We start from the raw sequence: 23844 nt of genomic DNA on the forward strand, positions 1-23844 counted from the left end.
GGAAATGTCTCCTGCACGCTCAGCCGAAACGGCCGGTGATGTAGTCCTCGGTCTCGCGCTTGGTCGGCTTCATGAACAGGTCGCGGGTGGGTCCGAACTCGACCAGGTCGCCCAGGTACATGTAGGCGGTGTAGTCGGAGACGCGCGCGGCCTGCTGCATGTTGTGGGTGACGATGACCACGGTGTAGTCGTCACGCAGCTCGTGGATCAGCTCCTCGACCTTGCCGGTGCTGATCGGGTCGAGTGCCGAGCAGGGCTCGTCGAGCAGCAGCACCTCGGGCTTGATCGCGATGCCGCGGGCGATGCACAGGCGCTGCTGCTGACCACCCGACAGGCCGGAGCCGCTCTGGCCCAGCTTGTCCTTGACCTCGGTCCATAGTGCGGCCTTCTTCAGCGCCCACTCCACCCGCTCGTCCATCTCGACGCGCGAGAGGTTCTCGAACAGGCGCACGCCGAAGGCGATGTTGTCGTAGATCGACATCGGGAAGGGCGTGGGCTTCTGGAAGACCATGCCCACCTTGGCGCGGATCAGCGAGACGTCCAGGCGCTTGTCCAGCACGTCCTCGCCATCGACCAGGATCTGGCCGGTGGCACGCTGCTCGGGGTAGAGCTCGAACATGCGGTTGAAGGTGCGCAGCAGCGTCGACTTGCCGCAGCCCGACGGACCGATGAAGGCGGTCACCTTCTTCTCGGGCAGGTCGAGGTTGATGTGCTTGAGCGCGTGGAAGGCGCCGTAGTAGAAGTTCAGGTCACGTACCGTGATCTTGGCCTTCTCGGTCACGGGCAGATTGACTTTGGCGTCCATGGACATGGGCTCCAGGTTCAGTACTTGTTGCGCAGGAAGACCCGCGCCAGGATGTTCAGCGCCAGCACGCCCAGCGTGATCAGGAACACGCCGGCCCAGGCCAGCTGTTGCCAGTTCTCGTAGGGGCTCATCGCGAACTTGAAGATCGTCACCGGCAGGCTGGCCGTGGGCTCGGACAGGCTGGGCGTCCAGAACTGGTTGGACAGCGCGGTGAACAGCAGCGGCGCGGTCTCGCCCGAGATGCGGGCGATGGCCAGCAGCACGCCGGTCAGCACACCGGCCCGCACGCTCTTCAGCGTGATCGAGCTGATCACCTTCCACTTGGGGGTGCCCAGCGCATAGGCGGCCTCGCGCATCGCATGCGGCACCAGGTTCAGCATGTTCTCGGTCTGACGGATCACCACCGGGATGACGATCAGCGCCAGCGCCAGCACGCCGGCCCAGCCCGAGAAGGTCTTCATCCGCGCCACCACGGTGGCGTAGATGAACAGGCCGATGACGATGGACGGCGCCGACAGCAGGATGTCGTTGATGAACTGGGTGGTGCGGCCCAGCCAGCTGCGCTGGCCGTACTCGGCCAGGTAGATGCCCGCCATCACGCCGATCGGGGTGCCGATCAACGTGGCCAGCGTGACCATCAGCAGCGAGCCGTAGATGGCGTTGGCCAGACCGCCCACGGCTTCCTGAGGCGGCGGCGTCATCTCGGTGAAGACCTGCAGCGACAGGCCGCCCCAGCCCAGGCGGACCGTCTCGTAGAGGATCCACATCAGCCAGAACACGCCGAAGGCCATGGCGGCCAGCGACAGCGCCAGCGCCACCGTGTTGGTGCGGCCGCGGCGGCGGTGGCGCGCCTGGCGCGCCGGGTCGAGTGAGGTCAGGCGGCTCATGCGCGGCTCCCTTCACCCTTGCGCAGCTGGGCCAGCAGCAGCTTGGACAGCGCCAGCACGACGAAGGTGATGAAGAACAGGATCAGGCCCAGGTAGATCAGCGAGGCCTGGTGCAGGCCTTCGCCAGCCTCGGCGAACTCGTTGGCCAGGGCCGAGGTGATGCTGTTGGCGGCCTCGAACAGCGAGACCGAGTTGAGCTGGTTCATGTTGCCGATCACGAAGGTCACGGCCATGGTCTCGCCCAGCGCGCGCCCCAGGCCCAGCATGATGCCGCCGACCACGCCGGCCTTGGTGTAGGGCAGCACGATGTTCCAGACCACCTCCCAGGTGGTCGAGCCCAGGCCATAGGCGGACTCCTTGAGCATCGGCGGCGTCACCTCGAACACATCGCGCATGACCGAGGCGATGTAGGGAATCACCATGATCGCCAGGATGATCCCGGCCGACAGCAGGCCGATGCCCACCGGCGGGCCCGAGACCAGCGCGCCGAGCACCGGCACGCCCTTGAAGGCAGCCTGCAGCGGCTGCTGCACATAGGTGGCCAGCAGCGGCCCGAAGACCATCAGGCCCCACATGCCATAGACGATGGACGGCACCGCCGCCAGCAGCTCGATCGCCGTGCCCAGCGGGCGCTTGAGCCACTGCGGCGACAGCTCGGTCAGGAACAGCGCAATGCCGAAGCTGACCGGCACCGCGATGACCAGCGCGATCAGCGAGGTCATCAGCGTGCCGTAGATCATCACCAGGCCGCCGAAACGCTCGGCCGCCGGATCCCAGTCGCTGCTCCACAGGAAGCCCAGACCGTACTCGCGGATCGCCGACATCGCGCCGATCACCAGCGAGCCCAGGATGGCCACCAGCAGGCCCAGGGTCAGCCAGGCGGCTGAATGGGCGGCGATGGCAAACAGGCGATCAGCCCACGGCGCGCGTGCGCGGCGGGGCTGCGGGGCGCCAGTGGGGGTGCTGCGGGTCATCGGGCGCTGGCCGAGCTTGTCTGCATCGGCGGGAAGGGTGGCACTCACCTGCATTCTCCTCGCTCCGGCGCCGCCGTGCGGCCGCGCCGGAGAGTGGCGATCACTTGCCCAGGACGGGCTTGCCGGCGGTGTCGGCCACCGTCGCCCACTGCTTGCGCACCAGCGCCTTCACGGCGTCGGGCAGCGGCACGTATTCCAGGTCGACGGCCAGCTTGTCGCCGCTGCCGTAGGCCCAGTCGAAGAACTTCAGCGCCGCAGCACCCTGATCCGGCTTGGCCTGGGCCTTGTGCATCAGGATGAAGGTGGCGCCGGTCAGCGGCCAGCTGTCCTTGCCCGGCTGCTCGGTGAGGATCTGGTAGAAGGTCTTGGACCAGTCGGCACCGGCCGCCGCGGCCTTGAAGTTCAGGTCGTCGGGGGCGACGTACTGACCGTCCTTGTTCTTCATGAGCACATGGGTCATCTTGTTCTGCTTGGCGTAGGCGTACTCGACGTAGCCGATCGCGCCCGGCAGGCGCTGCACGTAGGCCGACACGCCCTCGTTGCCCTTGCCGCCGGCGCCGGTGGGCCAGTTGACCGCGGTGCCCTCACCCACCTTGGCCTTCCACTCGGCGTTCACCTTGGAGAGGTAGTTGGTGAAAATGAAGCTGGTGCCCGAACCATCGGCGCGGCGCACCACGGCGATCGTCTGGTCGGGCAGGGCCACGCCCGGGTTCAGTGCGGCGATGGCCGCATCGTTCCACTGGGTGATCTTGCCCAGGTAGATGTCGCCCAGCACCTGGCCATTGAGCTTCAGCTGGCCCGGCTGGATGCCCTTGACGTTGATCACCGGCACCACGCCGCCGATCACCGTGGGGAACTGGACCAGGCCGTCGGCAGCCAGCTCTTCATCCTTCAGCGGCATGTCCGAGGCGCCGAAGTCGACCGTCTTGGCCTTGATCTGCTTGATGCCGGCGCCCGAACCCACCGACTGGTAGTTCACGCGGGCACCGCCGGCCTTGGCGTAGGCATCGGCCCACTTGGCGTAGACCGGGGCCGGGAAGGAGGCGCCGGCGCCGGTGATGTCCTGCGCCAGCACCAGGCCGGACGTCGACAGCAGCACACTGGCCAGCGAGACACGAAGGGTAGACAGCATGGGAAGCCCTTTCCAGAGGTACACAAGCGCCGGTTCATCCGGCATGCCCGCACTGTAGAAAGGCTCTGTGACAGCGTCGTGACACGGCTGTCACACACGCCATCCCGGTCACCGGACTGTCACCCGGCTGTCATGACCGCCGAAATCAGCCGGCCTGGGCGGCGGCGGCCAGGCGCTCGGCGGCCTGGCGGGCCTGCGCGGCGTCCGCCGTCTCGACCATCACCCGCAGCACCGGTTCGGTGCCCGAGGGACGGATCAGCACCCGGCCGGCGTCACCCAGCGCGGCCTTCACCGCCTCGGTTTCGGCGGCCAGGCGGGCGTTGGACCGCCAATCGGCCCCCTCGGCCAGGCGGACATTGATCATGGTCTGGGGGAACAGTGGCGCGTCGGCCAACAGCTCGGGCAGCAACCGGCCGCTGCGCTGCACCGCCTGCAGCACCTGCAGCGCGCTGACGATGCCGTCGCCGGTGCTGTGGCGGTCCAGGGCCAGCAGGTGGCCCGAGCCTTCGCCGCCGAGGATCCAGCCGCGCAGCGCCAGTTCCTCGAGCACATAGCGGTCGCCCACCTTGGCACGCACCAGCTCGATGCCACGGCGGCGCAGCGCCAGCTCGACCCCCATGTTGGTCATCAGCGTGCCCACCACGCCGGGCACGGGCTCGCCCTGGGCCAGTCGGTCCAGCACCATCAGGTACAGCAGTTCGTCGCCGTTGTAGAGGCGACCCTGTCCATCGACCAGTTGCAGGCGGTCGGCGTCGCCATCCAGCGCGATGCCGAAATCCGCGCCACGGGCCTGCACCTCGGCCTGCAGCGCCTGGGGCGCGGTGGCACCAACGCGGTCATTGATGTTGGTGCCGTTGGGCGACACGCCGATGCTGGTGACCTCGGCCCCCAGCTCATGGAAGACCGCCGGCGCCACGTGGTAGGCGGCGCCATGCGCGGCATCGACCACCAGCTTCAGGCCGCGCAGCGTCAGGTCACCGCTGACCGTGGTCTTGCAGAACTCGATGTAGCGGCCCTCGGCATCGGTCAGGCGCCGGGCCTTGCCCAGTTGCGCGGAATCGACCCACTGCGGCGCTTCCTCCAGTGCCAGTTCGACCGAGCGCTCCCAGTCGTCCGACAACTTCTGGCCGCGCGCCGAGAAGAACTTGATGCCGTTGTCCTGGTAGGGGTTGTGCGAGGCGCTGATCACCACGCCCAGGTCCAGCCGCAGCGCCCGCGTCAGGTAGGCGACGCCCGGCGTGGGCAGGGGGCCGGTCAGCAGCACATCGACGCCGGCCGAGGCAAAGCCGGCCTCCAGCGCCGACTCCAGCATGTAGCCCGAGATCCGGGTGTCCTTGCCGATCAGCACGGTGCGCGGACCCTTGGTGCGGCCGGCGCGCAGGACGCGACCCACCGCATGGCCCAGGCGCAGCGCGAAGTCGGCCGTGATGGGCGCCTGGCCCACGGTGCCGCGGATGCCATCGGTGCCGAAGTACTGGCGCGACATGACTCTCTCTCCTGTGTAGTTCTGCGCTGGACCGGATTGTCAGTGGGCCGGCGGACCGCCCAGGCCCGCCGCACACCAGACCTTGACCGCATCGACCGTGGCTGCCACATCGTGCACACGCACGATGCGCGCGCCCCGCGCGATCGAGGCCAGTGCCGCGGCCACGCTGGGCACCAGGCGCTCGCCCACCGGCCTGCCGGTCAGCTGGCCCAGTGTGCCCTTGCGCGACCAGCCCACCAGCAGCGGCGGCCCCAGGTCACACAGCGCGGCCTGGCCTTGCCACAAGGCCAGGTTGTGTTCGAGCGACTTGCCAAAGCCGTAGCCAGGATCGAGCATGATGCGGCCGTCGATGATGCCGGCCATGCGTGCTGCATGCAGCCGCTGCGCCAGGAAGTCGCGCACCTCGGCCACCACGTCGGTGTAGGTCGGGCGCTGCTGCATCGTGTCGGGCTGGCCCTGCATGTGCATCAGGCACAGGCCCACGCTGCCATGCGCCGCCACACGCGCCAGCGCCCCGGGCAGCTGCAGTGCCCGCACATCGTTGATGATGTCGGCGTCCAGCGACAGCACCGCGTCGATCACTTCCGGGCGACTGGTGTCCACGCTGACCGGCACGCCCAGCCGCACGGCCTGGCGCACGACGGGCACCACGCGGGCCAGTTCCTCGGCCAGGCTGGGCGGCTGCGATCCGGGGCGGGTGGACTCGCCGCCGATGTCCAGGATGTCAGCGCCCTGGGCCAGCAGCCGCTCGCAGTGCGCCAGCGCGGCACGCTCACCGGCGTGGCTGCCACCGTCCGAGAAGGAGTCAGGGGTGACGTTGACGATGCCCATCACCTGCGGGCGGTCCAGGGCGATCTGGAATCGGGTGGTCTGCCAGAACATCGGCCGAAAGGGGTGCCGTTGAAAAGGCCGACGGGGCCGTCAGGGCCCCGTGGCGTCAGGTTGGCAAGAGGAAAGCGTCAGGCGGCAGCCGGTGCACCGTCGGCCTGGGCAGGCGGCGTCGGGCCGTTGCCACCCTTGCTGGAGCTGGGCGTCCAGTCCTTGGGCGGGCGCGGCGGCTTGCCCTCCATGATGTCGTCGATCTGCTCGCTGTCGATGGTTTCCCATTCCAGCAGCGCCTTGGCCATCGCGTGCATCTTGTCCTGATGCTCCTCGATGTGGCGGCGGGCGATCGAGTACTGCTCGTCGATGATCTTGCGGATCTGCTGGTCGACCTTGCGCATCGTCTCTTCGGACATGTGCGTGGTCTTGGTGACCGAGCGGCCCAGGAAGACCTCGCCTTCGTTCTCGGCGTAGACCATCGGGCCCAGCTCGTCGGTCATGCCGTAGCGGGTGACCATGTCGCGGGCGATGGCAGTGGCGCGTTCGAAGTCGTTGCTGGCGCCGGTGGTCATCTGGTTCATGAACACTTCTTCGGCGATGCGTCCGCCGAACAGCACCGAGATGGTCGAGAGCATGCGCTCCTTGTCCATGCTGTAGCGGTCGCCCTCGGGCAGTTGCATCGTCACGCCCAGCGCGCGGCCGCGCGGGATCACGGTGACCTTGTGCACCGGGTCGGTCTTGGGCATCAGGCGCGCCACCAGCGCATGACCGGCTTCGTGGTACGCGGTGTTGCGGCGTTCGTCCTCGGGCATGACCATGGACTTGCGCTCGGGGCCCATCATGATCTTGTCCTTGGCGCGCTCGAAGTCGATCATCTCGACCACGCGGGCGTTGCGGCGGGCGGCGAACAGTGCCGACTCGTTGACCAGGTTGGCCAGATCGGCGCCGGAGAAGCCCGGCGTGCCGCGCGCCAGGATGTCGGCCTTGACGTCCTGGCCGATGGGCACCTTGCGCATGTGCACGTTGAGGATCTGCTCGCGGCCACGCACATCGGGCAGCGTGACATAGACCTGGCGGTCGAAGCGGCCCGGGCGCAGCAGCGCCGGGTCCAGGATGTCGGGCCGGTTGGTGGCCGCCATCACGATGACGCCGAGGTTGGTCTCGAAGCCGTCCATCTCGACCAGCATCTGGTTGAGGGTCTGCTCGCGCTCGTCATTGCCGCCGCCCAGGCCGGCACCACGGTGGCGGCCCACCGCGTCGATCTCATCGACGAAGATGATGCAGGGCGCGCTCTTCTTGGCCTGCTCGAACATGTCGCGCACGCGGGCCGCGCCCACGCCGACGAACATCTCGACGAAATCAGAGCCGGAGATGCTGAAGAACGGCACCTTGGCCTCGCCGGCGATCGCCTTGGCCAGCAGCGTCTTGCCGGTGCCCGGGGGGCCGACCAGCAGCACACCGCGCGGGATGCGGCCGCCGAGCTTCTGGAACTTCTGCGGGTCCTTCAGGAAATCGACCAGCTCCTTGACCTCTTCCTTGGCCTCGTCGCAGCCGGCGACGTCGGCGAAGGTGGTGGAGTTGTTGGCCTCGTCCAGCATGCGGGCCTTGGACTTGCCGAAGCTGAACGCCCCGCCCTTGCCGCCGCCCTGCATCTGACGCATGAAGTAGATCCACACGCCGATGAGCAGCAGCATCGGGCCCCAGGACAGCAGCAGGCTCTGCAGCAGCGAGGGCTCGTCGCGCGGGCGCACATCGAACTTGACGCCGTTGGCGATCAGGTCGCCGGTCAGGCCGCGGTCGAGGTAGGTGCCGGTGGTGCGGATGTTGCGGTCGTCGGTGGTCTTGGCCGAGATCTCGACGCTGCCCGGACCCTCCTGGATCGTGACGCTCTTGATGCGCTTGCTGCGCACCTCTTCGAGGAACTCGGAGTAGCTCAGCTGGCTGCCCGACACAGCGGCCCGATCAAACTGCTTGAAGACAGTGAACAGCACCAGGGCGATCACCAGCCACACTGCAATTTTCGAGACCCATTGATTATTCACCGCGGCTCCTTCTTGCCATCAGACGCTGGCGGCGGCCCTCCGCCACCTGCGACTTACCGCATATAGGGTCGATTCTACGCCCCACAAGTTCCCTGACAGCGGGCGTGGACAGACCGTCCAGCCCCCGAAAACCGGGGTCAGGCGCCCGTTTTCAGGCCGATCCCCACCAGAAAGGTCTCGGCCGACTTGTCGCGCGAGGACTTGGGCTTGAAGGGCTTGACCACCCGGAAGCTCTGCTTGAACAGCGCCACCAGCGGGTCGTAGGCCCCGCCATGGAAGACCTTGGCCACCAGGGCGCCCTGCGGTTTGAGGTGCTGGCGGCCGAAATCCACCGCCAGTTCCACCAGGTGCTCGATGCGGGCGGCATCGGCGCTGGACACCCCCGACAGGTTGGGCGCCATGTCCGAGACCACCAGGTCCACGGGACGGCCGGCCAATGCGGCTTCCAGCTGCATCAGCACCGAATCCTCGCGAAAATCGCCCTGGATGAACTGAACGCCGTCGATCGCTTCCATCTCCAGCAGGTCCAGCGCGATGATCGTGCCATCCAGTGCGCCGCTGGCCGCGCCGCCACTGCCGGCCACCTTGGGCGCAAAGCGGCGGCGCAGGTACTGGCTCCAGGCGCCGGGCGCGGCACCCAGATCCACCACCACCTGCCCAGGGCGCACCAGGCTGAAGGTCTCGTCGATCTCCTTGAGCTTGTAGGCGGCGCGGGCGCGGTAGCCGTCCTTCTGCGCCTGGCGCACGTACGGATCGGTGACATGGTCGTGCAGCCACGCCTTGTTCACCTTCTTGCTCTTGGTCTGGACTTTCATCGGTATTCAACCCCGGGGGATAATGCCACGATGCCTGCGATTGAACTGACGCCCGCCCGCCGCAAGGAATTGCGCGGCGAGGCCCACCACCTCGACCCGGTCGTGATGATCGGTGCCGAGGGCCTGACCCCCGCCATCCTCAAGGAGACCGACGCCGCCCTGAAGGCCCACGGCCTGATCAAGGTGCGCGTCTTCTCGGACGACCGCGCCGGCCGCGAGGCCGTGCTGGCGCAACTGGCCGACCAGCTCGGTGCGGCGCCCGTGCAGCACATCGGCAAGCTGCTGGTGCTGTGGCGGCCCATGCCCGAGAAGGTCAAGGCCGAGCCCGAAGAGGCCAAGCGGGGCTCGCGCACTGTCAAGCTGGTCACCTTCGCCCGCAAGGGCAGCCCGCGGCCGATCGTCAAGACGGTGACGGTGCATGGCAACGAGCGCCTGACCGCCGGCGGCCAGATCAAGCGCGCCAAGAAGCGCGCCACCAGCGTCAAGAAGAAGGCCCAGAGCCAGTGACCGGGGCGCGGGCGGCCCGCCAGGCGAGCGCCGTCACCGCCACGATCTTGATCGCGAACAGGCCGAAGCTCAGGCCATGCAGCACCGCGAAACCCAGCGCGGTGGGCTGTCCGGCCTTGGCCGCCGCGATCATCGGCTGCAACCCGTAATAGCCCAGCACGGTGCAGCCCAGCGCCAGCAGCGCCAGGCCCATGCCCAGCGTGAACTGGCTGCCCTGCCCGACCTCGGCCGCCTCGGCCGCGGCGCGGCGCTCCAGCATCAGCATCAGGCCACCCAGGCCGATGCTCAGCCACGCCTCCTGCGCGAAGATGCGCGCCACCACCCGGCCGGCGTCGGCCTGCACCAGCGTGGCGAAGGGCGCCGGTGTGGCGATCAGCGCGATGCACAGCAGCGCGCCGGCCCACAGCCCGGGCACGATGCGGCGGGTGAAGGCAGCGGCGCGGATCACTCGTAGCGGACCGCGACGATCTCGTAGGAGCGCACACCGCCGGGGGCCTGCACGTCCGCCACGTCGCCGGCTTCCTTGCCGATCAGCGCCCGGGCGATGGGCGAGCTGATCGAGATCAGGCCCAGCTTCAGGTCGGCCTCGTCGTCACCGACGATCTGGTAGGTCACGGCCTTGCCGCTCTCCTCGTCTTCCAGATCGACGGTGGCGCCGAACACCACCTTGCCGCCGGCGTCCAGGCTGGCGGGGTCGATGACCTGGGCGGCCGAGAGCTTGCCCTCGATCTCGAGGATGCGGCCTTCGATGAAGCCCTGCTTGTCCTTGGCCGCGTCGTACTCGGCGTTCTCGGACAGGTCGCCCTGGGCGCGGGCCTCGGCAATGGCCTGCACCACGGCCGGACGCTCGACGTGCTTGAGGCGGTGCAGTTCGTCCTTCAGCTTTTCGGCGCCGCGCTTGGTCAGGGGAATCGTGCTCATGTCTCGGGTGTTCAGGGGTGTCTACAAAGGCAAACCGCCGCCACGGCCCGGTCGGGCGGTGGGCGGCGGCGGTGCAATGGGCGAAGTGTAGTGCAGTCGGGGCCTGTGCGGCGAGCCGCTCGACCCGGCCCGTCAGATCGGCCGTTCAGCATGTCAGGCCAGCGACGTGTGCAGCTCCTGCAGCGACAGCACACCGATGTCGTCCTGGTGCTTCAGCGCCTCGGTCGCTGCCTCGCAGCCAGCCATCGTGGTGTAGTAGGTCACGCGGTTGGCCAGCGCGGCGGTGCGGATGTAGCGGCTGTCGGCGATCGCGGTGCGGGTTTCGTCCACGGTGGTGAAGACCAGCTGCACGTCACCGGCCTTGATCATGTCGGCGATGTGCGGGCGGCCGTCCTTGACCTTGTTGACCACCTTGACCGGGATGCCGGCCTCGGCGATGGCGGCCGCCGTGCCCTTGGTGGCGGCCACCAGGAAGCCCAGGTTCACCAGCTCCGAGGCCACCTTGACCGCGCGGTCCTTGTCGTTGTTCTTGACGGTGATGACCACCGTGCCCTTGCCGGGCAGGCGGCTGCCGGCGCCCAGCTGGCTCTTGAGCATGGCCTCACCGAAGCTGTAGGCCACGCCCATCACCTCGCCGGTGGAGCGCATCTCGGGGCCCAGGATGGGGTCCACCCCCGGGAACTTGTTGAACGGGAAGACCGCTTCCTTGACGCTGAAGTACGGCGGGATGACCTCGTGCGGCGCACGGCCACCGACACCGGTCTGGTCCTTGAGCAGCTGGCCGGCCATGCAGCGCGCGGCGATCTTGGCCAGTGGCTGGCCGGTGGCCTTCGAGACAAAGGGCACGGTGCGCGAGGCGCGGGGGTTGACCTCCAGCACGTAGACCACGGCGTCGTCGCCGTCGCCCTGGATGGCGAACTGCACGTTCATCAGGCCCACCACCTTCAGGGCCTTGGCCATTTCGGCGGTCTGACGGCGCAGCTCGTCCTGCAGTTCCTTGGACAGCGAGTACGGCGGCAGCGAGCAGGCCGAATCCCCCGAGTGCACGCCGGCCTGCTCAATGTGCTCCATGATGCCGCCGATCATCACCGCGCCCGAGGCATCGGCGATGCAGTCCACATCCACCTCGATCGCGTCATCGAGGAAGCGGTCCAGCAGCACCGGCGACTTCTCGGAGACACGCACCGCCTCGCGCATGTATCGCTCGAGGTCCTTGTCGCCATGGACGATTTCCATCGCCCGGCCGCCCAGCACGTAGGACGGGCGCACCACCAGCGGGTAGCCAATCTCGTTGGCCAGACGCACCGCGTCTTCCTCGTTGCGGGCGGTGCGGTTGGGCGGCTGCTTCAGGCCCAGCGTGTGCAGCAGCTGCTGGAAGCGCTCGCGGTCCTCGGCGATGTCGATCGAGTCGGGCGTGGTGCCGATGATGGGCACGCCAGCACGCTCCAGGTCCAGGGCCAGCTTCAGCGGCGTCTGGCCGCCGTACTGCACGATCACGCCGACCGGCTGCTCCTTGGCCACGATCTCCAGCACGTCCTCCAGGGTCACCGGCTCGAAGTAGAGGCGGTCGGAGGTGTCGTAGTCGGTGGACACCGTCTCGGGGTTGCAGTTGACCATGATGGTCTCGTAGCCGTCCTCGCGCATGGCGAGGGCCGCATGGACGCAGCAGTAGTCGAACTCGATGCCCTGCCCGATGCGGTTCGGGCCACCGCCCAGCACCATGATCTTCTTCTTGTCGGTGGGCTGTGCCTCGCACTCCTCGTCGTAGGTGGAGTACATGTAGGCGGTTTGGGTGGCGAACTCGGCGGCGCAGGTGTCCACCCGCTTGTAGACCGGGCGCACATTCAGCGCATGGCGCCGCTCGCGCACGGCATGCTGGTGGGTGCCCAGCAGCTTGGCCAGGCGGCGGTCGGAGAAGCCCTTGCGCTTGAGGAAAACCAGCTCGTCGCGGGACAGGCTCTCCAGCGTGCGGCCTTTCAGCGCCTGCTCGGCCTGGATGATCTGCTCGATCTGGGCCAGGAACCAGGGGTCGATCGCGGTCTCGGCGAAGATCTCATCGAGCGTCATGCCGATGCGGAAGGCGTCCGCGACGAACAGGATGCGCTCCGGGCCGGGCTCACCGATCTCCTGGATGATCTCCTCGCGGTCGGTGCTGCGCTCGCTCAGGCCGTCGATGCCGGTCTCCAGGCCGCGCAGGGCCTTCTGGAACGATTCCTGGAAGGTGCGGCCCATGGCCATCACCTCGCCCACCGACTTCATCTGCGTGGTCAGGTGCGCATCGGCCGCCGGGAACTTCTCGAAGGCGAAGCGCGGGATCTTGGTGACCACGTAATCGATCGAGGGCTCGAACGAGGCGGGCGTGGCGCCGCCGGTGATGTCGTTGCGCAGCTCATCCAGCGTGTAGCCCACCGCCAGCTTGGCCGCGACCTTGGCGATCGGGAAGCCCGTGGCCTTGGAGGCCAATGCCGACGAGCGCGACACGCGCGGGTTCATCTCGATGACGATCATCCGGCCGGTGTCCGGGTTGATCGAGAACTGCACGTTGGAGCCGCCGGTGTCGACGCCGATCTCGCGCAGGATGGCGATCGAGGCGTTGCGCAGCAGCTGGTATTCCTTGTCGGTCAGCGTCTGGGCCGGGGCCACGGTGATCGAGTCGCCGGTGTGGATGCCCATCGGGTCGAGGTTCTCGATCGAGCAGACGATGATGCAGTTGTCCGCCTTGTCGCGGACCACTTCCATCTCGTATTCCTTCCAGCCGATCAGCGATTCCTCGATCAGCAGCTCATTGGTGGGGCTGAGGTCCAGACCGCGCTTGCAGATCTCCTCGAACTCCTCCGGGTTGTAGGCGATGCCGCCACCGGTGCCACCCAGCGTGAAGCTGGGGCGGATGACCATCGGGAAGCCCGAGCCGCCGATCTCGGCCTGGATGCTCTTCTGCACCGCCCAGGCCTCCTCCATGCTGTGCGCGATGCCCGACTTGGCCGAACCCAGGCCGATCTTGGTCATCGCGTCCTTGAACTTCAGGCGGTCCTCGGCCTTTTCGATCGCGTGCTCGTTGGCGCCGATCATCTCGACCTGGTACTTGTCGAGCACGCCGTGCTTGTGCAGGTCCAGCGCACAGTTCAGCGCGGTCTGGCCGCCCATCGTGGGCAGGATCGCGTCCGGGCGCTCCTTGGCGATGATCTTCTCGACCACCTGCCAGGTGATCGGCTCGATGTAGGTGACATCGGCCGTGTCCGGGTCGGTCATGATGGTCGCCGGATTGCTGTTGACCAGGATGACCTTGTAGCCCTCCTCGCGCAGCGCCTTGCAGGCCTGGGCGCCGGAGTAGTCGAACTCGCAGGCCTGACCGATGATGATCGGGCCGGCGCCGATGATGAGGATGCTCTGGAGGTCGGAACGCTTGGGCATGGTCAAAGTCTTTATCTGATTCGGGCAGGCATCAGCCAAGGCTGGCGGTGGCGAGCTTGGCGCCAAAGCCGAGGAACAGGGCGCCAACGCCCGAGGCGGCCGCACTGGCGGTGCGGCGGTGGGCGGCGAAGGCGGCGGCCAGCCGCATCCCCGCGAAGATCAGCACCGACAGGTAGACGGCACTGCAGGCCTGCGCGATCGCGCCCAGGCCCAGGAAGGTCAGCGCCGGCCACGGGTACGCGGGGTCGACGAACTGGATGAAGAAGGACACGAAGAACAGGATGGCCTTGGGGTTGAGCAGGCTGATCACCAGCGCCTTGCGAAACGGCTGGCTCAGGTCCAGCCGGCTCTCGTCCACCGGCGGCAGCTCACCGCGCCAGCGGCGGATCGCCCCCAGCAGCAGCTGGATGCCCACCCAGGCCAGGTAGCTCGCACCCACGACCTTGATCACCAGGAACAGCGCCGGCACCGCCTTCAGCAGCGAGGCGGCGCCCAGCGCGGCCAGGGTCATCAGCACGGTGTCGCCGACAAACACCCCGCAGGCCGCGGCATAGCCGGGCCGCACGCCGCGGCGCGCCGCCACCGACAGCACGAACAGCGAGTTCGGGCCCGGCAGCAGCACGATCGCGATCGTGCCCAGCAGGTAGGTGGTCAGGTCGGTGATGCCGAGCATGGGGCAACTCAGGCGCGGGCCTGGTCCATCAGCGTGGTGAAGCGGTCGAACAGGTAGCCGATGTCGTGCGGCCCCGGCGAGGCCTCCGGGTGGCCCTGGAAGCAGAAGGCCGGCTTGTCGGTGCGGGCCAGGCCCTGCAGCGTGCCGTCGAACAGGCTGACGTGGGTGGCGCGCAGGTGGGCCGGCAGCGTCTTCTCGTCCACCGCGAAGCCATGGTTCTGGCTGGTGATCGACACGCGGCCGTTGTCCAGGTCCTTCACCGGATGGTTCGCGCCGTGGTGGCCGAACTTCATCTTGAAGGTCTTGGCGCCCGAAGCCAGCGCCATGATCTGGTGACCCAGGCAGATGCCAAAGGTGGGGATACCGGAATTGATCAGTTCGCGCGCGGCGGCGATCGCGTAGTCGCAGGGTTCCGGGTCGCCCGGGCCGTTGGACAGGAAGATGCCGTCGGGCTGGTGCTTCAGCACCTCGGCCGCCGGGGTCTTGGCGGGCACCACGGTCACGCGGCAGCCCCGCTCGGCCAGCATGCGCAGGATGTTGCGCTTGACGCCGAAGTCATAGGCGACGACGTGGTACTTCGCGTTGGTCAGCGTGCCGTAGCCCGGCGTGCCGTCGGCACGCGAGAGCTGCCATTCGGTCTCGGTCCAGGGGTAGGACTGCTCGGCGCTGACGACCTGGGCCAGGTCCTGGCCGGCCATGCTGGGCGCGGCCTTGGCGCGGGCCACGGCGTCGGCCACATCGGCGTCGCTGATGGTGTGGCCGGCGGCAAAGGTGGCGATGCAGCCGTTCTGGGCGCCGGTGGTGCGCAACACGCGGGTCAGGCGGCGGGTGTCGATGTCGGCGATCGCCACCGTGCCCTCGGCCTGCAGGTACTCGCCCAGCGTGCGGGTCTGGCGGAAGTTGGAGGTGCGGACCGGCAGGTCCTTGATGATCAGGCCGGCAGCATGGACCTTCGTGGCTTCGACATCCTCGTCATTGACGCCGTAGTTGCCGATGTGCGGATACGTCAGCGTGACGATCTGCCGGCAGTAGCTCGGGTCGGTGAGGATCTCCTGGTAGCCGGTGAGCGCGGTGTTGAACACCACTTCACCCACCGTGTGACCGGCCGCGCCGATCGAGGTGCCACGAAAAACCGTGCCGTCAGCAAGCGCGAGGAGGGCGGGAGCGAGGACGGGCAACAAGGGGAACTCCGGTGTTCGCGCACCCAGCCCCTCGCCCGCCAGGCCACCCCCGTCCTGCGACGTTTCAGGGGGTTGCCATGGGCTTGGCAGGAAGTTTCCGAAAACGTCGTTTCGCTGGGTGGCTTGTTTTGGGGTAAACCCGCTGATTATAGCCTGAAAGACCGGCTCGCCTGTCAGGTCCACGTTGGAAAGACCCCTCGGCGAAGCGCCCTCGGCGGGCTGGGAACTAGAATGACTGCTCAGGGTCTGATGCCCTGGGGCGGGTCACCGCCTGCAACCCACAGACTGGCAACCCCTTGGAGGTTCTTTGATGAACGACAGCCTGCAAACCTTCCCCGGCCTCTCGACCGGCTCGGGCTCGCTGGCCGCCCAGCGCAACCGCGTGCTGCGCAACACCTACTGGCTGCTGGCCTTGTCCATGGTGCCCACTGTGATGGGCGCCTGGCTGGGTGTGAGCACCGGGCTGATGCGCGGCCTGAGCCCGGTGATGTCGCTGGTGATCTTCCTGGCCGGCTCCTTCGGCCTGATGTTCGCGATCGAACGCACCAAGAACTCCGCCGCTGGCGTCGGCTTGCTGCTGCTCTTCACGTTCTTCATGGGCGTGATGCTGTCGCGCCTGCTGGGCTTCGTGCTGGCCAAGGGCAACGGCCCGACGCTGGTGATGACCGCCTTCGGCGGCACCGCGCTGGTCTTCCTGGCCATGGCCACGCTGGCCAGCGTGATCAAGCGCGACCTGTCGGGCATGGGCAAGTTCCTGATGGTGGGCGCGCTGGTGATCTTCGCTGCCGGCATCATCAACGTGTTCCTGCAGTCGGGTGCGCTGTTCCTGACGGTGTCGGTGCTGTGCATCGGCCTGTTCTCGGCCTTCATGGTCTACGACATCAAGCGCATCATCGACGGCGGCGAGACCAACTACGTCACCGCCACGCTGGCGATCTACCTGGACATCTACAACGTGTTCCAGAGCCTGCTGAGCCTGCTGGGCATCTTCGGCGGCGACGACTGACGCGGCCCGGCCGCATCCACACAGGGGCCTGCGGGCCCCTTTTTCATGCCCGCCGCCACGGCACAATGCGTCGCGAGACAGCCACCCGCCGACCCGCCATGCCCGACTGGAACCAGCCCCTGAGCGACCTGCCCGATGCCACCGATGTGCTGGTGGTGGGCAGTGGACCCGCCGGCAGCGCGGCGGCGCGGGTGCTGGCCCAGGCCGGCCGCTCGGTGGTGATGGTGGATGCCCAGGCCTTTCCGCGCGACAAGACCTGCGGCGACGGCCTGGTGCCCGACACCCACGCCGCACTGCGACGCCTGGGCGTGATCGACGAGGTGCTGCAGCGTGCCCAGGGCGCGGCGGCGGCGCGCTGTCTGGCGCCCAATGGCCGGCATGTGGACGTGGCGGGCGAGCTGGCGGTGCTGCCACGGCGCGAGCTGGACGCCCTGCTCTGCCGCGCCGCGGTGGCCGCTGGCGCGCTGCACGCGGCGCCGGCGCGCTTCGTCGCGTCGCTGCGCGGCGACAGCGGTCGCGTCACCGGCGCGCTGCTCGACGACGGACAGCGCCAGCGTCCGCTGTCGGCGCGCTGGCTGGTGCTGGCCACCGGGGCCGGGACCGGCCCGCTGGCGGCCATGGGCCTGTGCCAGCGCAAGTCGCCCAGCTGCATGGCGATCCGTGGCTATGTCCGGCACACCGACCCCGACATGGCGGCAGCCGTGGGCGGACTGCGTTTCGTCTGGCACCCGACACTGCGCGATGGCTACGGCTGGATCTTCGAAGGCCCTGACCACACCTACAACCTGGGCACCGGCGTGCTGGTGGGTCAGCTGGACGAGGACCGCGGCAAGCCGCCCCGCAACCTGCGCCGCATGTTCGACGACTTCGTGGCCGTCGACCCGGTGGCCGCTCGCCTGGTGCGCGAGGGCACGATGGTGGGCGAGCTCAAGGGCGCGCCGCTGCGCTGCGACCTGGAAGGCGCGGCCTGGACCGCCCCCGGCGTGCTGGTGGCAGGCGACGCGGTGGGCGCCACCTATTCGTTCTCGGGCGAGGGCATTGGCAAGGCGATGGAAACTGGCATCGCCGCGGCCGAAGCGCTGATCGCCCACCGGGGCGATGACGCAGCGGTGGAGGCCGCCTACCGCGCCAGCCTGCAGGCGCTGAAACCGCGCTTCGAGATGTACCGCCAGGCGGCCAGCTTCAACCGCCACCCCTGGCTGCTCAACATCATGGTCTGGCGTGCCAACCAGAGCCCGCGCATCCGCGCCAAGCTCAGCGACATCCTGAACGAGCGGCGCATGCCGGGCAGCCTGCTGACCTGGCGCGGCATCCGCAGCATGCTGCTGCCCTGAGGCACGCGCCTCAGCGCTCGAACACCGCGATGCTCTCGACGTGCGCGGTGTGCGGGAACATGTTCACCGCGCCGGCCGCCACACAGCGGTAGCCGGCCACGTGCACCAGCAGGCCGGCATCGCGCGCCAGCGTGGCCGGGTTGCAGCTGACATAGACGATGCGCTGCGGCGGCGTCCAGCCCGCGCGCGGGGCCTGCTGCAGGTCGCCCAGCGCCTTGACCAGCGCAAAGGCGCCCTCGCGCGGCGGGTCGACCAGCCAGCGCTGGGCGTTGCCCCAGCCCACCAGGTCGTCGGGCGTCAGCTCGAACAGGTTGCGCGCCTCGAAGGCGGTCTTGTGCGCCAGGCCATTGCGCTGCGCGTTTTGGCGCGAGCGCTCGACCAGGGTCTCGCTGCCCTCGATGCCCAGCACCGATTGCGCGCGGGTGGCGATCGGCAGCGTGAAGTTGCCCAGGCCGCAGAACCAGTCGATCACCCGCTCGTCGGGCTGCGCATCCAGCAGGCGCAGCGCGCGCCCGACCAGCACGGTGTTGATCTGGTGGTTGACCTGGGTGAAGTCGGTGGGCTTGAACGGCATCGTCACGCCGAACTCGGGCAACGAGTAGGCCAGTTCCTCGCCCCCGTCGTCCAGCAGGTGCACGGTGTCCGGCCCCTTGGGTTGCAGCCACCACTGCACGCCGTGCTCGGCCGCGAAGTCGCGCAGGCGCTGGCGGTCGGCGTCGGACAGCGGCGCCAGGTGGCGCAGCACCAGCGCGGTGACCTGGTCGCCCACGGCGAGTTCGATCTGCGGCAGCGTGTCGCGCGCATCCATCGCGCCCACCAGCGCGCGCAGCGGCATCAGCATCGCGCTGATGCGCGCCGGCAGCACGTGGCACTCGCGCATGTCGGCCACGTAGCGCGACTTGCGTTCGTGGAAGCCCACCAGCACGGTTTCCTTGCGCGCCACGTAGCGCACCGACAGCCGGGCGCGCAGGCGGTAGCCCCAGGTCGGTCCCTCGATCGGGCGCAGCACGCGCTCGGGCTTGACCTTGCCCAGGTGCGACAGGTTGTCTTCCAGCACCCGCTGCTTGATCGCCACCTGCGCGCTGGCGTGCAGATGCTGCATCTTGCAGCCACCACAGGCACCGGCATGCAGGCCGAAATGCGGGCAGCCGGGTGTCACGCGCTGCGCGCTTTCACTGCGCAGCTCGCGCAGGCTGGCCTGCTCCCAGTTGTTCTTGCGGCGAGCCACCGTGACCAGGGCCTCCTCGCCGGGCAGCGCGCCCTCGATGAAGACCACCTTGCCTTCGGCATTGCGGGCCACGCCCTGCGCCTCGATGTCGAGCGCATCAACGCGCAGCCATTCGTCCTGTGCTGTCATGGTGGGGATTATCGGGGGGCTGAAAACACCGAGGCCGCCCGCAGGCGGCCCCGGCCGTGGCGCCAGCGGGTTCAGCGCGCGGGCAGCAGCCGCGCCGGATCGATGGGCTTGCCCTGGCGCCGGATCTCGAAGTGCAGTTGCACCCGCTCGGCATCGGTGTTGCCCATCTCGGCGATCTTCTGGCCCTTGCGCACCGCCTGGTCTTCCTTGACCAGCAGGGTCTGGTTGTGGGCGTAGGCCGTCAGGTAGGTGGCGTTGTGCTTGACGATCACCAGGTTGCCGTAGCCCCGCAGGCCGGAGCCGGCATAGACCACGCGGCCATCCGCGGCCGCCAGGACCGGGTCACCTGCCCGCCCGCCGATGCCCAGACCCTTGCTGCGGGCCTCGTCAAAGGGACTGATCACCGGACCGGCCGCGGGCCAGCCCCAGGGGATGTCGTCGTCGGCCTCCTTGGGCAGCGGCGCCGGGGCCGGCGCAGGCGTCGCAGCGGGTGCGCTGGCCGCGCCGCTGGCCGAGGCGGAGGCCGCGCCGGGCAGCGGCTTGGCGTCCACCTTGGGTGCGGTCACCGGCTTGGTGGCCACGGCAGTGCCTTCCGGCGGGGCCACGCGCAGCACCTGACCCACCTCGATCAGGTTGGGGTTCTCGATGCCGTTCCAACGGGCGATGTCGCGCCAGCCCTGGCCGTTCTCCAGCGCGATGCGCATCAGCGTGTCGCCAGGCTTGACCACGTAGGTGCCGGGCTTGAGGTCGGCTGGCGCGGCCGCCGGGGCCGAGGCCGGCGCCGCGGGTTTGGGCGCCTCGGCCACTGGCCGGGCACCCCGGCCGGCCGAGCGGTCCTCGACGGGCGCGGGCGGGCGGGTGGCGGAGCAGGCCACCAGCAGCGTCGCCAGGCCGATCATCAGAGTTCGGCGCAGGAGCGGCCGCAGCGCGTCGGTCATGGAACTTCCCTGGTTCATGCAATACCCGATTTTAAGGGGACGAACTGCACCGTCTCTCCCACGGTGCGTTGCCAACCGTCGGCACGGCGGTCGACGATGACCAGCACCTGGCTGCGGCCATCGGCGGCCAGCGCCGGCGCCACCAGGCGTCCACCCAGCGCCAGCTGGTCCAGCCAGGCGGCGGGCAGGTCCTCGCCACCCGCGGCGGCGACGATCGTGTCATAGGGGCCGCCGGGCGCGTGGCCCCGCATGCCGTCGCCGTGGATCAGGCGTACATGGTGCACGCCCAGGGTGCCCAGGTGGCTGCGGGCCAGCTGGTGCAGCGGGCCCAGGCGCTCGATCGAGACCACGTGCCGGGACAGCGCCGCCAGCACCGCCGCCTGGTAGCCGCAGCCGGTGCCGATCTCCAGCACCTTGCCCAGGTGGCCGCGGGCCCGGGCGGTCTCGCCCAGGAAGCACCACTCCAGCATGCGAGCGACCACCGAGGGCTTGGAGATGGTCTGGCCCAGGCCGATCGGCAGGCTGGTGTCCTCGTAGGCCTGGTTGGCGAGCGCCGAGTCAACGAAGCGGTGCCGCGGCACGGCCAGCATGGCCTGCAGCACCGGCTCGCTGAGCACGCCATCGGCGCGCAGGCGCTCGACCATGCGGGTGCGCACCGCCGTGCCGTCCAGCCCCAGACCGGTGGGGGTGGACTGCTGGCGCTGGTCGCGCGCCGCTTCGGCCAGCGGGCGCTGCGGCCGCAGCGTGGCGCCCGCCCCGGCACGGGCGCCGGGCGCCACCGCGTCGAGCGAGGCCGGGAAGCGGCCGGTGCGGGGTTTGGTCATGGCCGCGCCAGGCGGGCGGCCCAGTCGCCCAGGTGGGCGTGGTCGGTCAGGTCCACCTGCAGCGGCGTGATCGACACCCGCCCCTGCGCCGTGGCGTGGAAATCGGTGCCCTCGCCCGCCTCACGTGCATCACCGGCCGGGCCGATCCAGTAGACCGTCTCACCGCGCGGGCTCTGCTGGCGGATCACCGGTTCGCTGGCATGGCGCCGCCCCAGGCGGGTGATCTGCCAGTCCAGGGTGTCGGCCTGCGGGTGGTTGGGGATGTTCACGTTGAGCAGGAAGGGCGCCCCCCAGGTGCCGGCCTGGCGCTGGGCCAGCACCGTCTCGACCACCCGGCGCGCGGTGCGGGCGGCGGCGTCCAGCTCGACCCAGCCTTTCTCCACCTGCGAGAAGGCGATCGCCGGGATGCCGAACAGATAACCCTCCATGGCCGCCGCCACAGTGCCCGAGTAGAGCGTGTCGTCACCCATGTTGGCGCCCTGGTTGATGCCCGAGAGCACCAGTTCGGGCCGCTGCGGCAGCAGCCCGGTGAGGGCGATGTGGACGCAGTCGGAGGGCGTGCCGTTCACGTAGCGCACGCCCCTGAGGTGCTCGCCCTGGGCGGCGTAGACCGACAGCGGCCGGTTCAGGCTGAGGGCGTTGGAGGTGCCGCTGGCGTTCTGCTCGGGCGCGATGACGTCGATCTCGCCCAGGCCCTGGCAGGCCCGCACCAGAGCGGCGATGCCGGGGGCCAGGTAGCCGTCGTCGTTGGCAATGAGGATGCGCATGCGCACCGATTGTAGGGACGCGTCGCCAGGGTGACGCCGCCGCGCAGCGCGCCTGCCTATCATCGCGCCCCACGACGACCTTTGACAGGAGACAAGCCATGCATGCGTGGATCTGCAACAACGACGGCGGACCCGAGGCCCTGCGCTGGACCGAGCAGGCCACGCCCGAGCCCGGCCCGGGCCAGGCCCGGGTGGCGATCCGCGCCGCCAGCCTGAACTTCCCCGATCTGCTGATCACCCAGGGCAAGTACCAGCACAAGCCGCCCTACCCCTTCGTGCCCGGTGCCGAGTTCGCCGGCGTGGTCGAGGCCGTGGGCGACGGCGTGACACGGCTGAAGGTCGGCGACCGGGTGATCGCGCTGGCCGGCACCGGCGGCTTCGCCACCCATGCGCTGGTCGACGAGGCGCGGCTGCTGCCTCTGCCCGCGGGCATGCCGTTCGAGCATGGCGCGGCCTTCGCCTTCACCTATGGCACCTCGCACCACGCGCTGATCGACCGCGGCGCGCTGCAGGCCGGAGAGACCGTGCTGGTGCTGGGCGCCGGCGGCGGCGTGGGCACCGCGGCAGTGCAGATCGCCAAGGCGGCGGGCGCGCGGGTGATCGCTGGCGCCGCCGGTGCCGACAAGGTGGCCTTCTGCCGCGAGATCGGCGCCGACGAGACCATCGACTACGCCAGCGAGGACCTGCGTGAGCGCCTGAAGGCGCTGACCGGCGGCCGTGGCCCCGATGTGGTCTACGACCCGGTGGGCGGCGATCTGGCCGAGGCGGCCTTCCGCTCGATCGCCTGGCGCGGCCGCTACCTGGTGGTGGGCTTCGCCGCCGGTGGCATCCCGGCGCTGCCGCTGAACCTGCCGCTGCTCAAGGGCGCGTCCCTGGTGGGCGTGTTCTGGGGCGAGTTCGTGCGCCGCGAGCCGGCCGCCAGCGCCCGCGGCCTGGCGCAGCTGGCCGGGTGGTATGCCGAGGGCCGGGTGCGGCCGCTGATCGACAGCCAGCTGCCCCTGGGCGAGCTGGGGGAGGCCTTCCGTCGCCTGGCGGCCCGCCAGGTGCGCGGCAAGCTGGTGATGGTCCAGCCAGACTGAGGACGCCGCCGCTGTCCCCCATACAGGGCAACTGCCCGAGGCGACCGCCTGCTAGCATGGCGGCCGTCGTGGATAGCGCGGGTCCTGGTGGCCTGTCGAGAGGTCGCCATGTCGGTCAAGGTTCTGATACTCGAAGACAACCCGGTCGCCCGGGATTTCCTGTCACGCGTGCTGCGCGAGGCGTTCAGTGATCCGATCACGATCACCGAAGCAGGCGATCTGGAGACCGCTCGGCGGCAGATCGCCCTGACCGGCCCGGGTGGCCTGCACGGCGCCGACCCGTTCAAGCTGATGCTGGTCGACCTGGAACTGCCCGACGGCAACGGCCTGGAGCTGCTGGCCGACCTGGGCCAGTACCCCGCCACCAAGGTCGTGACCACGCTGTATTCGGACGACGAGCACCTGTTCCCGGCGCTGCAATGCGGCGCCGACGGCTACCTGCTGAAGGAAGACCGCTTCGAGGTGCTGGTCGAGGAGCTGCGCAAGATCGTGCTGGGCCAGCCGCCGCTGTCGCCGGCCATCGCCCGCCGCCTGCTGACCCATTTCCGCCACGGCACCGCCGCCGATGCGCCGCCGCCCTCCCCCGGCATCGGCACGATGGGCGGCGCCACCAAGGCGCCGGTGCCGATCGAGAAGCCGGTGGACCTGCCCCACCTGACGCCGCGCGAGATCGAGGTGCTCACCTACCTCAGCAAGGGCTTCACGATCAAGGAGATCGCGAACCTCATGGGCATCAAGTGGTTCACGGTGAACGACCACATCAAGTCGATCTACCGCAAGCTCAACGTGTCCAGCCGCGCCGAGGCGGCGGTGCTGGCCAGCAAGCAGGGTTTGGTCTGATCCATTGCCTTCGGCCCACGGGCCGAAGCTGGGGCATCATCGC

The 23844-nt window shown here is 69.1% G+C and carries 22 protein-coding genes; 5 read left to right on the top strand and 17 right to left on the bottom strand.

Annotated features, from left to right (window positions below; all coding sequences use genetic code 11):
• Nucleotides 1-19: 19 nt before the first annotated feature.
• The 8 genes from pstB to KAK07_RS05100 all read right to left on the bottom strand — a co-directional run bounded on the left by pstB (nt 20) and on the right by KAK07_RS05100 (nt 8963).
• On the bottom strand, nt 20-805 hold the full coding sequence (pstB, locus tag KAK07_RS05065) for a phosphate ABC transporter ATP-binding protein PstB (protein WP_210856601.1): 786 nt from the start codon (nt 803-805) through the stop codon (nt 20-22).
• Nucleotides 806-822: 17 nt separating this feature from the next.
• Nucleotides 823-1692 (bottom strand): phosphate ABC transporter permease PstA, encoded by an 870-nt coding sequence (pstA, locus tag KAK07_RS05070; protein WP_210856600.1) that lies wholly within the window; start codon nt 1690-1692, stop codon nt 823-825.
• Nucleotides 1689-2666: a phosphate ABC transporter permease subunit PstC gene (gene pstC / locus KAK07_RS05075; RefSeq protein ID WP_210859392.1), complete on the bottom strand. Its 978-nt coding sequence runs from the start codon at nt 2664-2666 to the stop codon at nt 1689-1691. The genes pstA and pstC overlap by 4 nt, the downstream gene beginning before the upstream one ends.
• A gap of 100 nt (nt 2667-2766) precedes the next feature.
• Nucleotides 2767-3798 (bottom strand): phosphate ABC transporter substrate-binding protein PstS, encoded by a 1032-nt coding sequence (gene pstS, locus KAK07_RS05080; RefSeq protein WP_210856599.1) that lies wholly within the window; start codon nt 3796-3798, stop codon nt 2767-2769.
• 145 nt (nt 3799-3943) lie between these two features.
• A complete protein-coding gene (gene glmM, locus KAK07_RS05085) occupies nt 3944-5284 on the bottom strand; it encodes a phosphoglucosamine mutase (protein ID WP_210859307.1) in 1341 nt (446 codons plus the stop codon).
• A gap of 39 nt (nt 5285-5323) precedes the next feature.
• Nucleotides 5324-6166 (bottom strand): dihydropteroate synthase, encoded by an 843-nt coding sequence (gene folP, locus KAK07_RS05090; protein ID WP_210859309.1) that lies wholly within the window; start codon nt 6164-6166, stop codon nt 5324-5326.
• Between the two features lie 77 nt (nt 6167-6243).
• Nucleotides 6244-8148: an ATP-dependent zinc metalloprotease FtsH gene (gene ftsH / locus KAK07_RS05095; protein WP_210859318.1), complete on the bottom strand. Its 1905-nt coding sequence runs from the start codon at nt 8146-8148 to the stop codon at nt 6244-6246.
• A 137-nt stretch (nt 8149-8285) separates the two neighbouring features.
• Entirely contained in the window at nt 8286-8963 is a 678-nt protein-coding gene (locus KAK07_RS05100; RefSeq protein ID WP_210856595.1) for an RlmE family RNA methyltransferase, read from the bottom strand.
• Between the two features lie 30 nt (nt 8964-8993).
• On the opposite strand from KAK07_RS05100, the gene KAK07_RS05105 reads away from it, so the two are divergent.
• On the top strand, nt 8994-9470 hold the full coding sequence (locus KAK07_RS05105; RefSeq protein WP_210856594.1) for a YhbY family RNA-binding protein: 477 nt from the start codon (nt 8994-8996) through the stop codon (nt 9468-9470).
• Here the strand turns inward: KAK07_RS05105 and KAK07_RS05110 are convergent.
• The 5 genes from KAK07_RS05110 to carA all read right to left on the bottom strand — a co-directional run bounded on the left by KAK07_RS05110 (nt 9445) and on the right by carA (nt 15656).
• Nucleotides 9445-9918, bottom strand: a complete 474-nt coding sequence (locus KAK07_RS05110) for a DUF4149 domain-containing protein (RefSeq protein WP_310740700.1) — start codon at nt 9916-9918, stop codon at nt 9445-9447. The two genes, KAK07_RS05105 and KAK07_RS05110, sit on opposite strands and share 26 nt — an antisense overlap.
• On the bottom strand, nt 9915-10391 hold the full coding sequence (gene greA / locus KAK07_RS05115; protein WP_210856593.1) for a transcription elongation factor GreA: 477 nt from the start codon (nt 10389-10391) through the stop codon (nt 9915-9917). Before greA ends, KAK07_RS05110 begins: the two co-directional genes overlap by 4 nt.
• Nucleotides 10392-10544: 153 nt before the next feature.
• Nucleotides 10545-13802, bottom strand: a complete 3258-nt coding sequence (carB, locus tag KAK07_RS05120) for a carbamoyl-phosphate synthase large subunit (RefSeq protein WP_210859323.1) — start codon at nt 13800-13802, stop codon at nt 10545-10547.
• 31 nt (nt 13803-13833) lie between these two features.
• Nucleotides 13834-14475 carry a leucine efflux protein LeuE gene (gene leuE / locus KAK07_RS05125; RefSeq protein ID WP_210856591.1) on the bottom strand — a complete coding sequence of 214 codons (642 nt, stop codon included), beginning with the start codon at nt 14473-14475 and terminating at the stop codon, nt 13834-13836.
• A gap of 8 nt (nt 14476-14483) precedes the next feature.
• On the bottom strand, nt 14484-15656 hold the full coding sequence (gene carA / locus KAK07_RS05130; RefSeq protein ID WP_210859324.1) for a glutamine-hydrolyzing carbamoyl-phosphate synthase small subunit: 1173 nt from the start codon (nt 15654-15656) through the stop codon (nt 14484-14486).
• A 310-nt stretch (nt 15657-15966) separates the two neighbouring features.
• Here carA and KAK07_RS05135 point away from each other — a divergent pair, with 310 nt between their 5' ends.
• Nucleotides 15967-16662, top strand: coding sequence for a Bax inhibitor-1/YccA family protein (locus KAK07_RS05135; RefSeq protein ID WP_210859325.1), 696 nt, complete (start codon nt 15967-15969; stop codon nt 16660-16662).
• Between the two features lie 98 nt (nt 16663-16760).
• Nucleotides 16761-17996 (top strand): FAD-dependent monooxygenase, encoded by a 1236-nt coding sequence (locus KAK07_RS05140; protein WP_210856588.1) that lies wholly within the window; start codon nt 16761-16763, stop codon nt 17994-17996.
• Between the two features lie 10 nt (nt 17997-18006).
• Here KAK07_RS05140 and rlmD read toward each other — a convergent pair whose 3' ends face one another.
• The 4 genes from rlmD to surE form a co-directional block, all read right to left on the bottom strand.
• Nucleotides 18007-19353 (bottom strand): 23S rRNA (uracil(1939)-C(5))-methyltransferase RlmD, encoded by a 1347-nt coding sequence (gene rlmD, locus KAK07_RS05145; RefSeq protein ID WP_210856587.1) that lies wholly within the window; start codon nt 19351-19353, stop codon nt 18007-18009.
• Between the two features lie 71 nt (nt 19354-19424).
• Complete coding sequence (locus KAK07_RS05150; protein WP_247664224.1) at nt 19425-20309, bottom strand: peptidoglycan DD-metalloendopeptidase family protein; 885 nt, start codon at nt 20307-20309, stop codon at nt 19425-19427.
• Entirely contained in the window at nt 20306-21115 is an 810-nt protein-coding gene (locus KAK07_RS05155; RefSeq protein ID WP_210856585.1) for a protein-L-isoaspartate(D-aspartate) O-methyltransferase, read from the bottom strand. Before KAK07_RS05155 ends, KAK07_RS05150 begins: the two co-directional genes overlap by 4 nt.
• The gene (gene surE / locus KAK07_RS05160) at nt 21112-21882 is read right to left on the bottom strand and encodes a 5'/3'-nucleotidase SurE (RefSeq protein ID WP_210856584.1); all 771 of its coding nucleotides are present in this window, start codon (nt 21880-21882) and stop codon (nt 21112-21114) included. The genes KAK07_RS05155 and surE overlap by 4 nt, the downstream gene beginning before the upstream one ends.
• A gap of 98 nt (nt 21883-21980) precedes the next feature.
• Here surE and KAK07_RS05165 point away from each other — a divergent pair, with 98 nt between their 5' ends.
• Both KAK07_RS05165 and KAK07_RS05170 read left to right on the top strand, forming a co-directional pair.
• The gene (locus KAK07_RS05165) at nt 21981-22961 is read left to right on the top strand and encodes an NADPH:quinone oxidoreductase family protein (RefSeq protein ID WP_210856583.1); all 981 of its coding nucleotides are present in this window, start codon (nt 21981-21983) and stop codon (nt 22959-22961) included.
• A gap of 108 nt (nt 22962-23069) precedes the next feature.
• Nucleotides 23070-23801, top strand: coding sequence for a LuxR C-terminal-related transcriptional regulator (locus KAK07_RS05170; protein WP_210856582.1), 732 nt, complete (start codon nt 23070-23072; stop codon nt 23799-23801).
• Nucleotides 23802-23844 lie beyond the last annotated feature (43 nt).

This window comes from Ideonella alba, from assembly GCF_018069875.1.
Classification (GTDB): Bacteria; Pseudomonadota; Gammaproteobacteria; order Burkholderiales; family Burkholderiaceae_C; genus Ideonella; species Ideonella alba.

Excerpts from the sequence above, each read along its gene's own strand:
- pstA (WP_210856600.1), bottom strand. The coding sequence starts at position 1,692 with ATGAGCCGCCTGACCTCACTCGACCCGGCGCGCCAGGCGCGCCACCGC.
- KAK07_RS05105 (WP_210856594.1), top strand. The coding sequence starts at position 8,994 with ATGCCTGCGATTGAACTGACGCCCGCCCGCCGCAAGGAATTGCGCGGC.
- greA (WP_210856593.1), bottom strand. The coding sequence starts at position 10,391 with ATGAGCACGATTCCCCTGACCAAGCGCGGCGCCGAAAAGCTGAAGGAC.
- KAK07_RS05170 (WP_210856582.1), top strand. The coding sequence starts at position 23,070 with ATGTCGGTCAAGGTTCTGATACTCGAAGACAACCCGGTCGCCCGGGAT.
- glmM (WP_210859307.1), bottom strand. The coding sequence starts at position 5,284 with ATGTCGCGCCAGTACTTCGGCACCGATGGCATCCGCGGCACCGTGGGC.
- pstC (WP_210859392.1), bottom strand. The coding sequence starts at position 2,666 with ATGACCCGCAGCACCCCCACTGGCGCCCCGCAGCCCCGCCGCGCACGC.
- pstS (WP_210856599.1), bottom strand. The coding sequence starts at position 3,798 with ATGCTGTCTACCCTTCGTGTCTCGCTGGCCAGTGTGCTGCTGTCGACG.
- KAK07_RS05100 (WP_210856595.1), bottom strand. The coding sequence starts at position 8,963 with ATGAAAGTCCAGACCAAGAGCAAGAAGGTGAACAAGGCGTGGCTGCAC.
- KAK07_RS05135 (WP_210859325.1), top strand. The coding sequence starts at position 15,967 with ATGAACGACAGCCTGCAAACCTTCCCCGGCCTCTCGACCGGCTCGGGC.
- surE (WP_210856584.1), bottom strand. The coding sequence starts at position 21,882 with ATGCGCATCCTCATTGCCAACGACGACGGCTACCTGGCCCCCGGCATC.
- leuE (WP_210856591.1), bottom strand. The coding sequence starts at position 14,475 with ATGCTCGGCATCACCGACCTGACCACCTACCTGCTGGGCACGATCGCG.
- pstB (WP_210856601.1), bottom strand. The coding sequence starts at position 805 with ATGGACGCCAAAGTCAATCTGCCCGTGACCGAGAAGGCCAAGATCACG.
- KAK07_RS05165 (WP_210856583.1), top strand. The coding sequence starts at position 21,981 with ATGCATGCGTGGATCTGCAACAACGACGGCGGACCCGAGGCCCTGCGC.
- KAK07_RS05150 (WP_247664224.1), bottom strand. The coding sequence starts at position 20,309 with ATGAACCAGGGAAGTTCCATGACCGACGCGCTGCGGCCGCTCCTGCGC.
- rlmD (WP_210856587.1), bottom strand. The coding sequence starts at position 19,353 with ATGACAGCACAGGACGAATGGCTGCGCGTTGATGCGCTCGACATCGAG.
- carB (WP_210859323.1), bottom strand. The coding sequence starts at position 13,802 with ATGCCCAAGCGTTCCGACCTCCAGAGCATCCTCATCATCGGCGCCGGC.
- KAK07_RS05140 (WP_210856588.1), top strand. The coding sequence starts at position 16,761 with ATGCCCGACTGGAACCAGCCCCTGAGCGACCTGCCCGATGCCACCGAT.
- folP (WP_210859309.1), bottom strand. The coding sequence starts at position 6,166 with ATGTTCTGGCAGACCACCCGATTCCAGATCGCCCTGGACCGCCCGCAG.
- KAK07_RS05155 (WP_210856585.1), bottom strand. The coding sequence starts at position 21,115 with ATGACCAAACCCCGCACCGGCCGCTTCCCGGCCTCGCTCGACGCGGTG.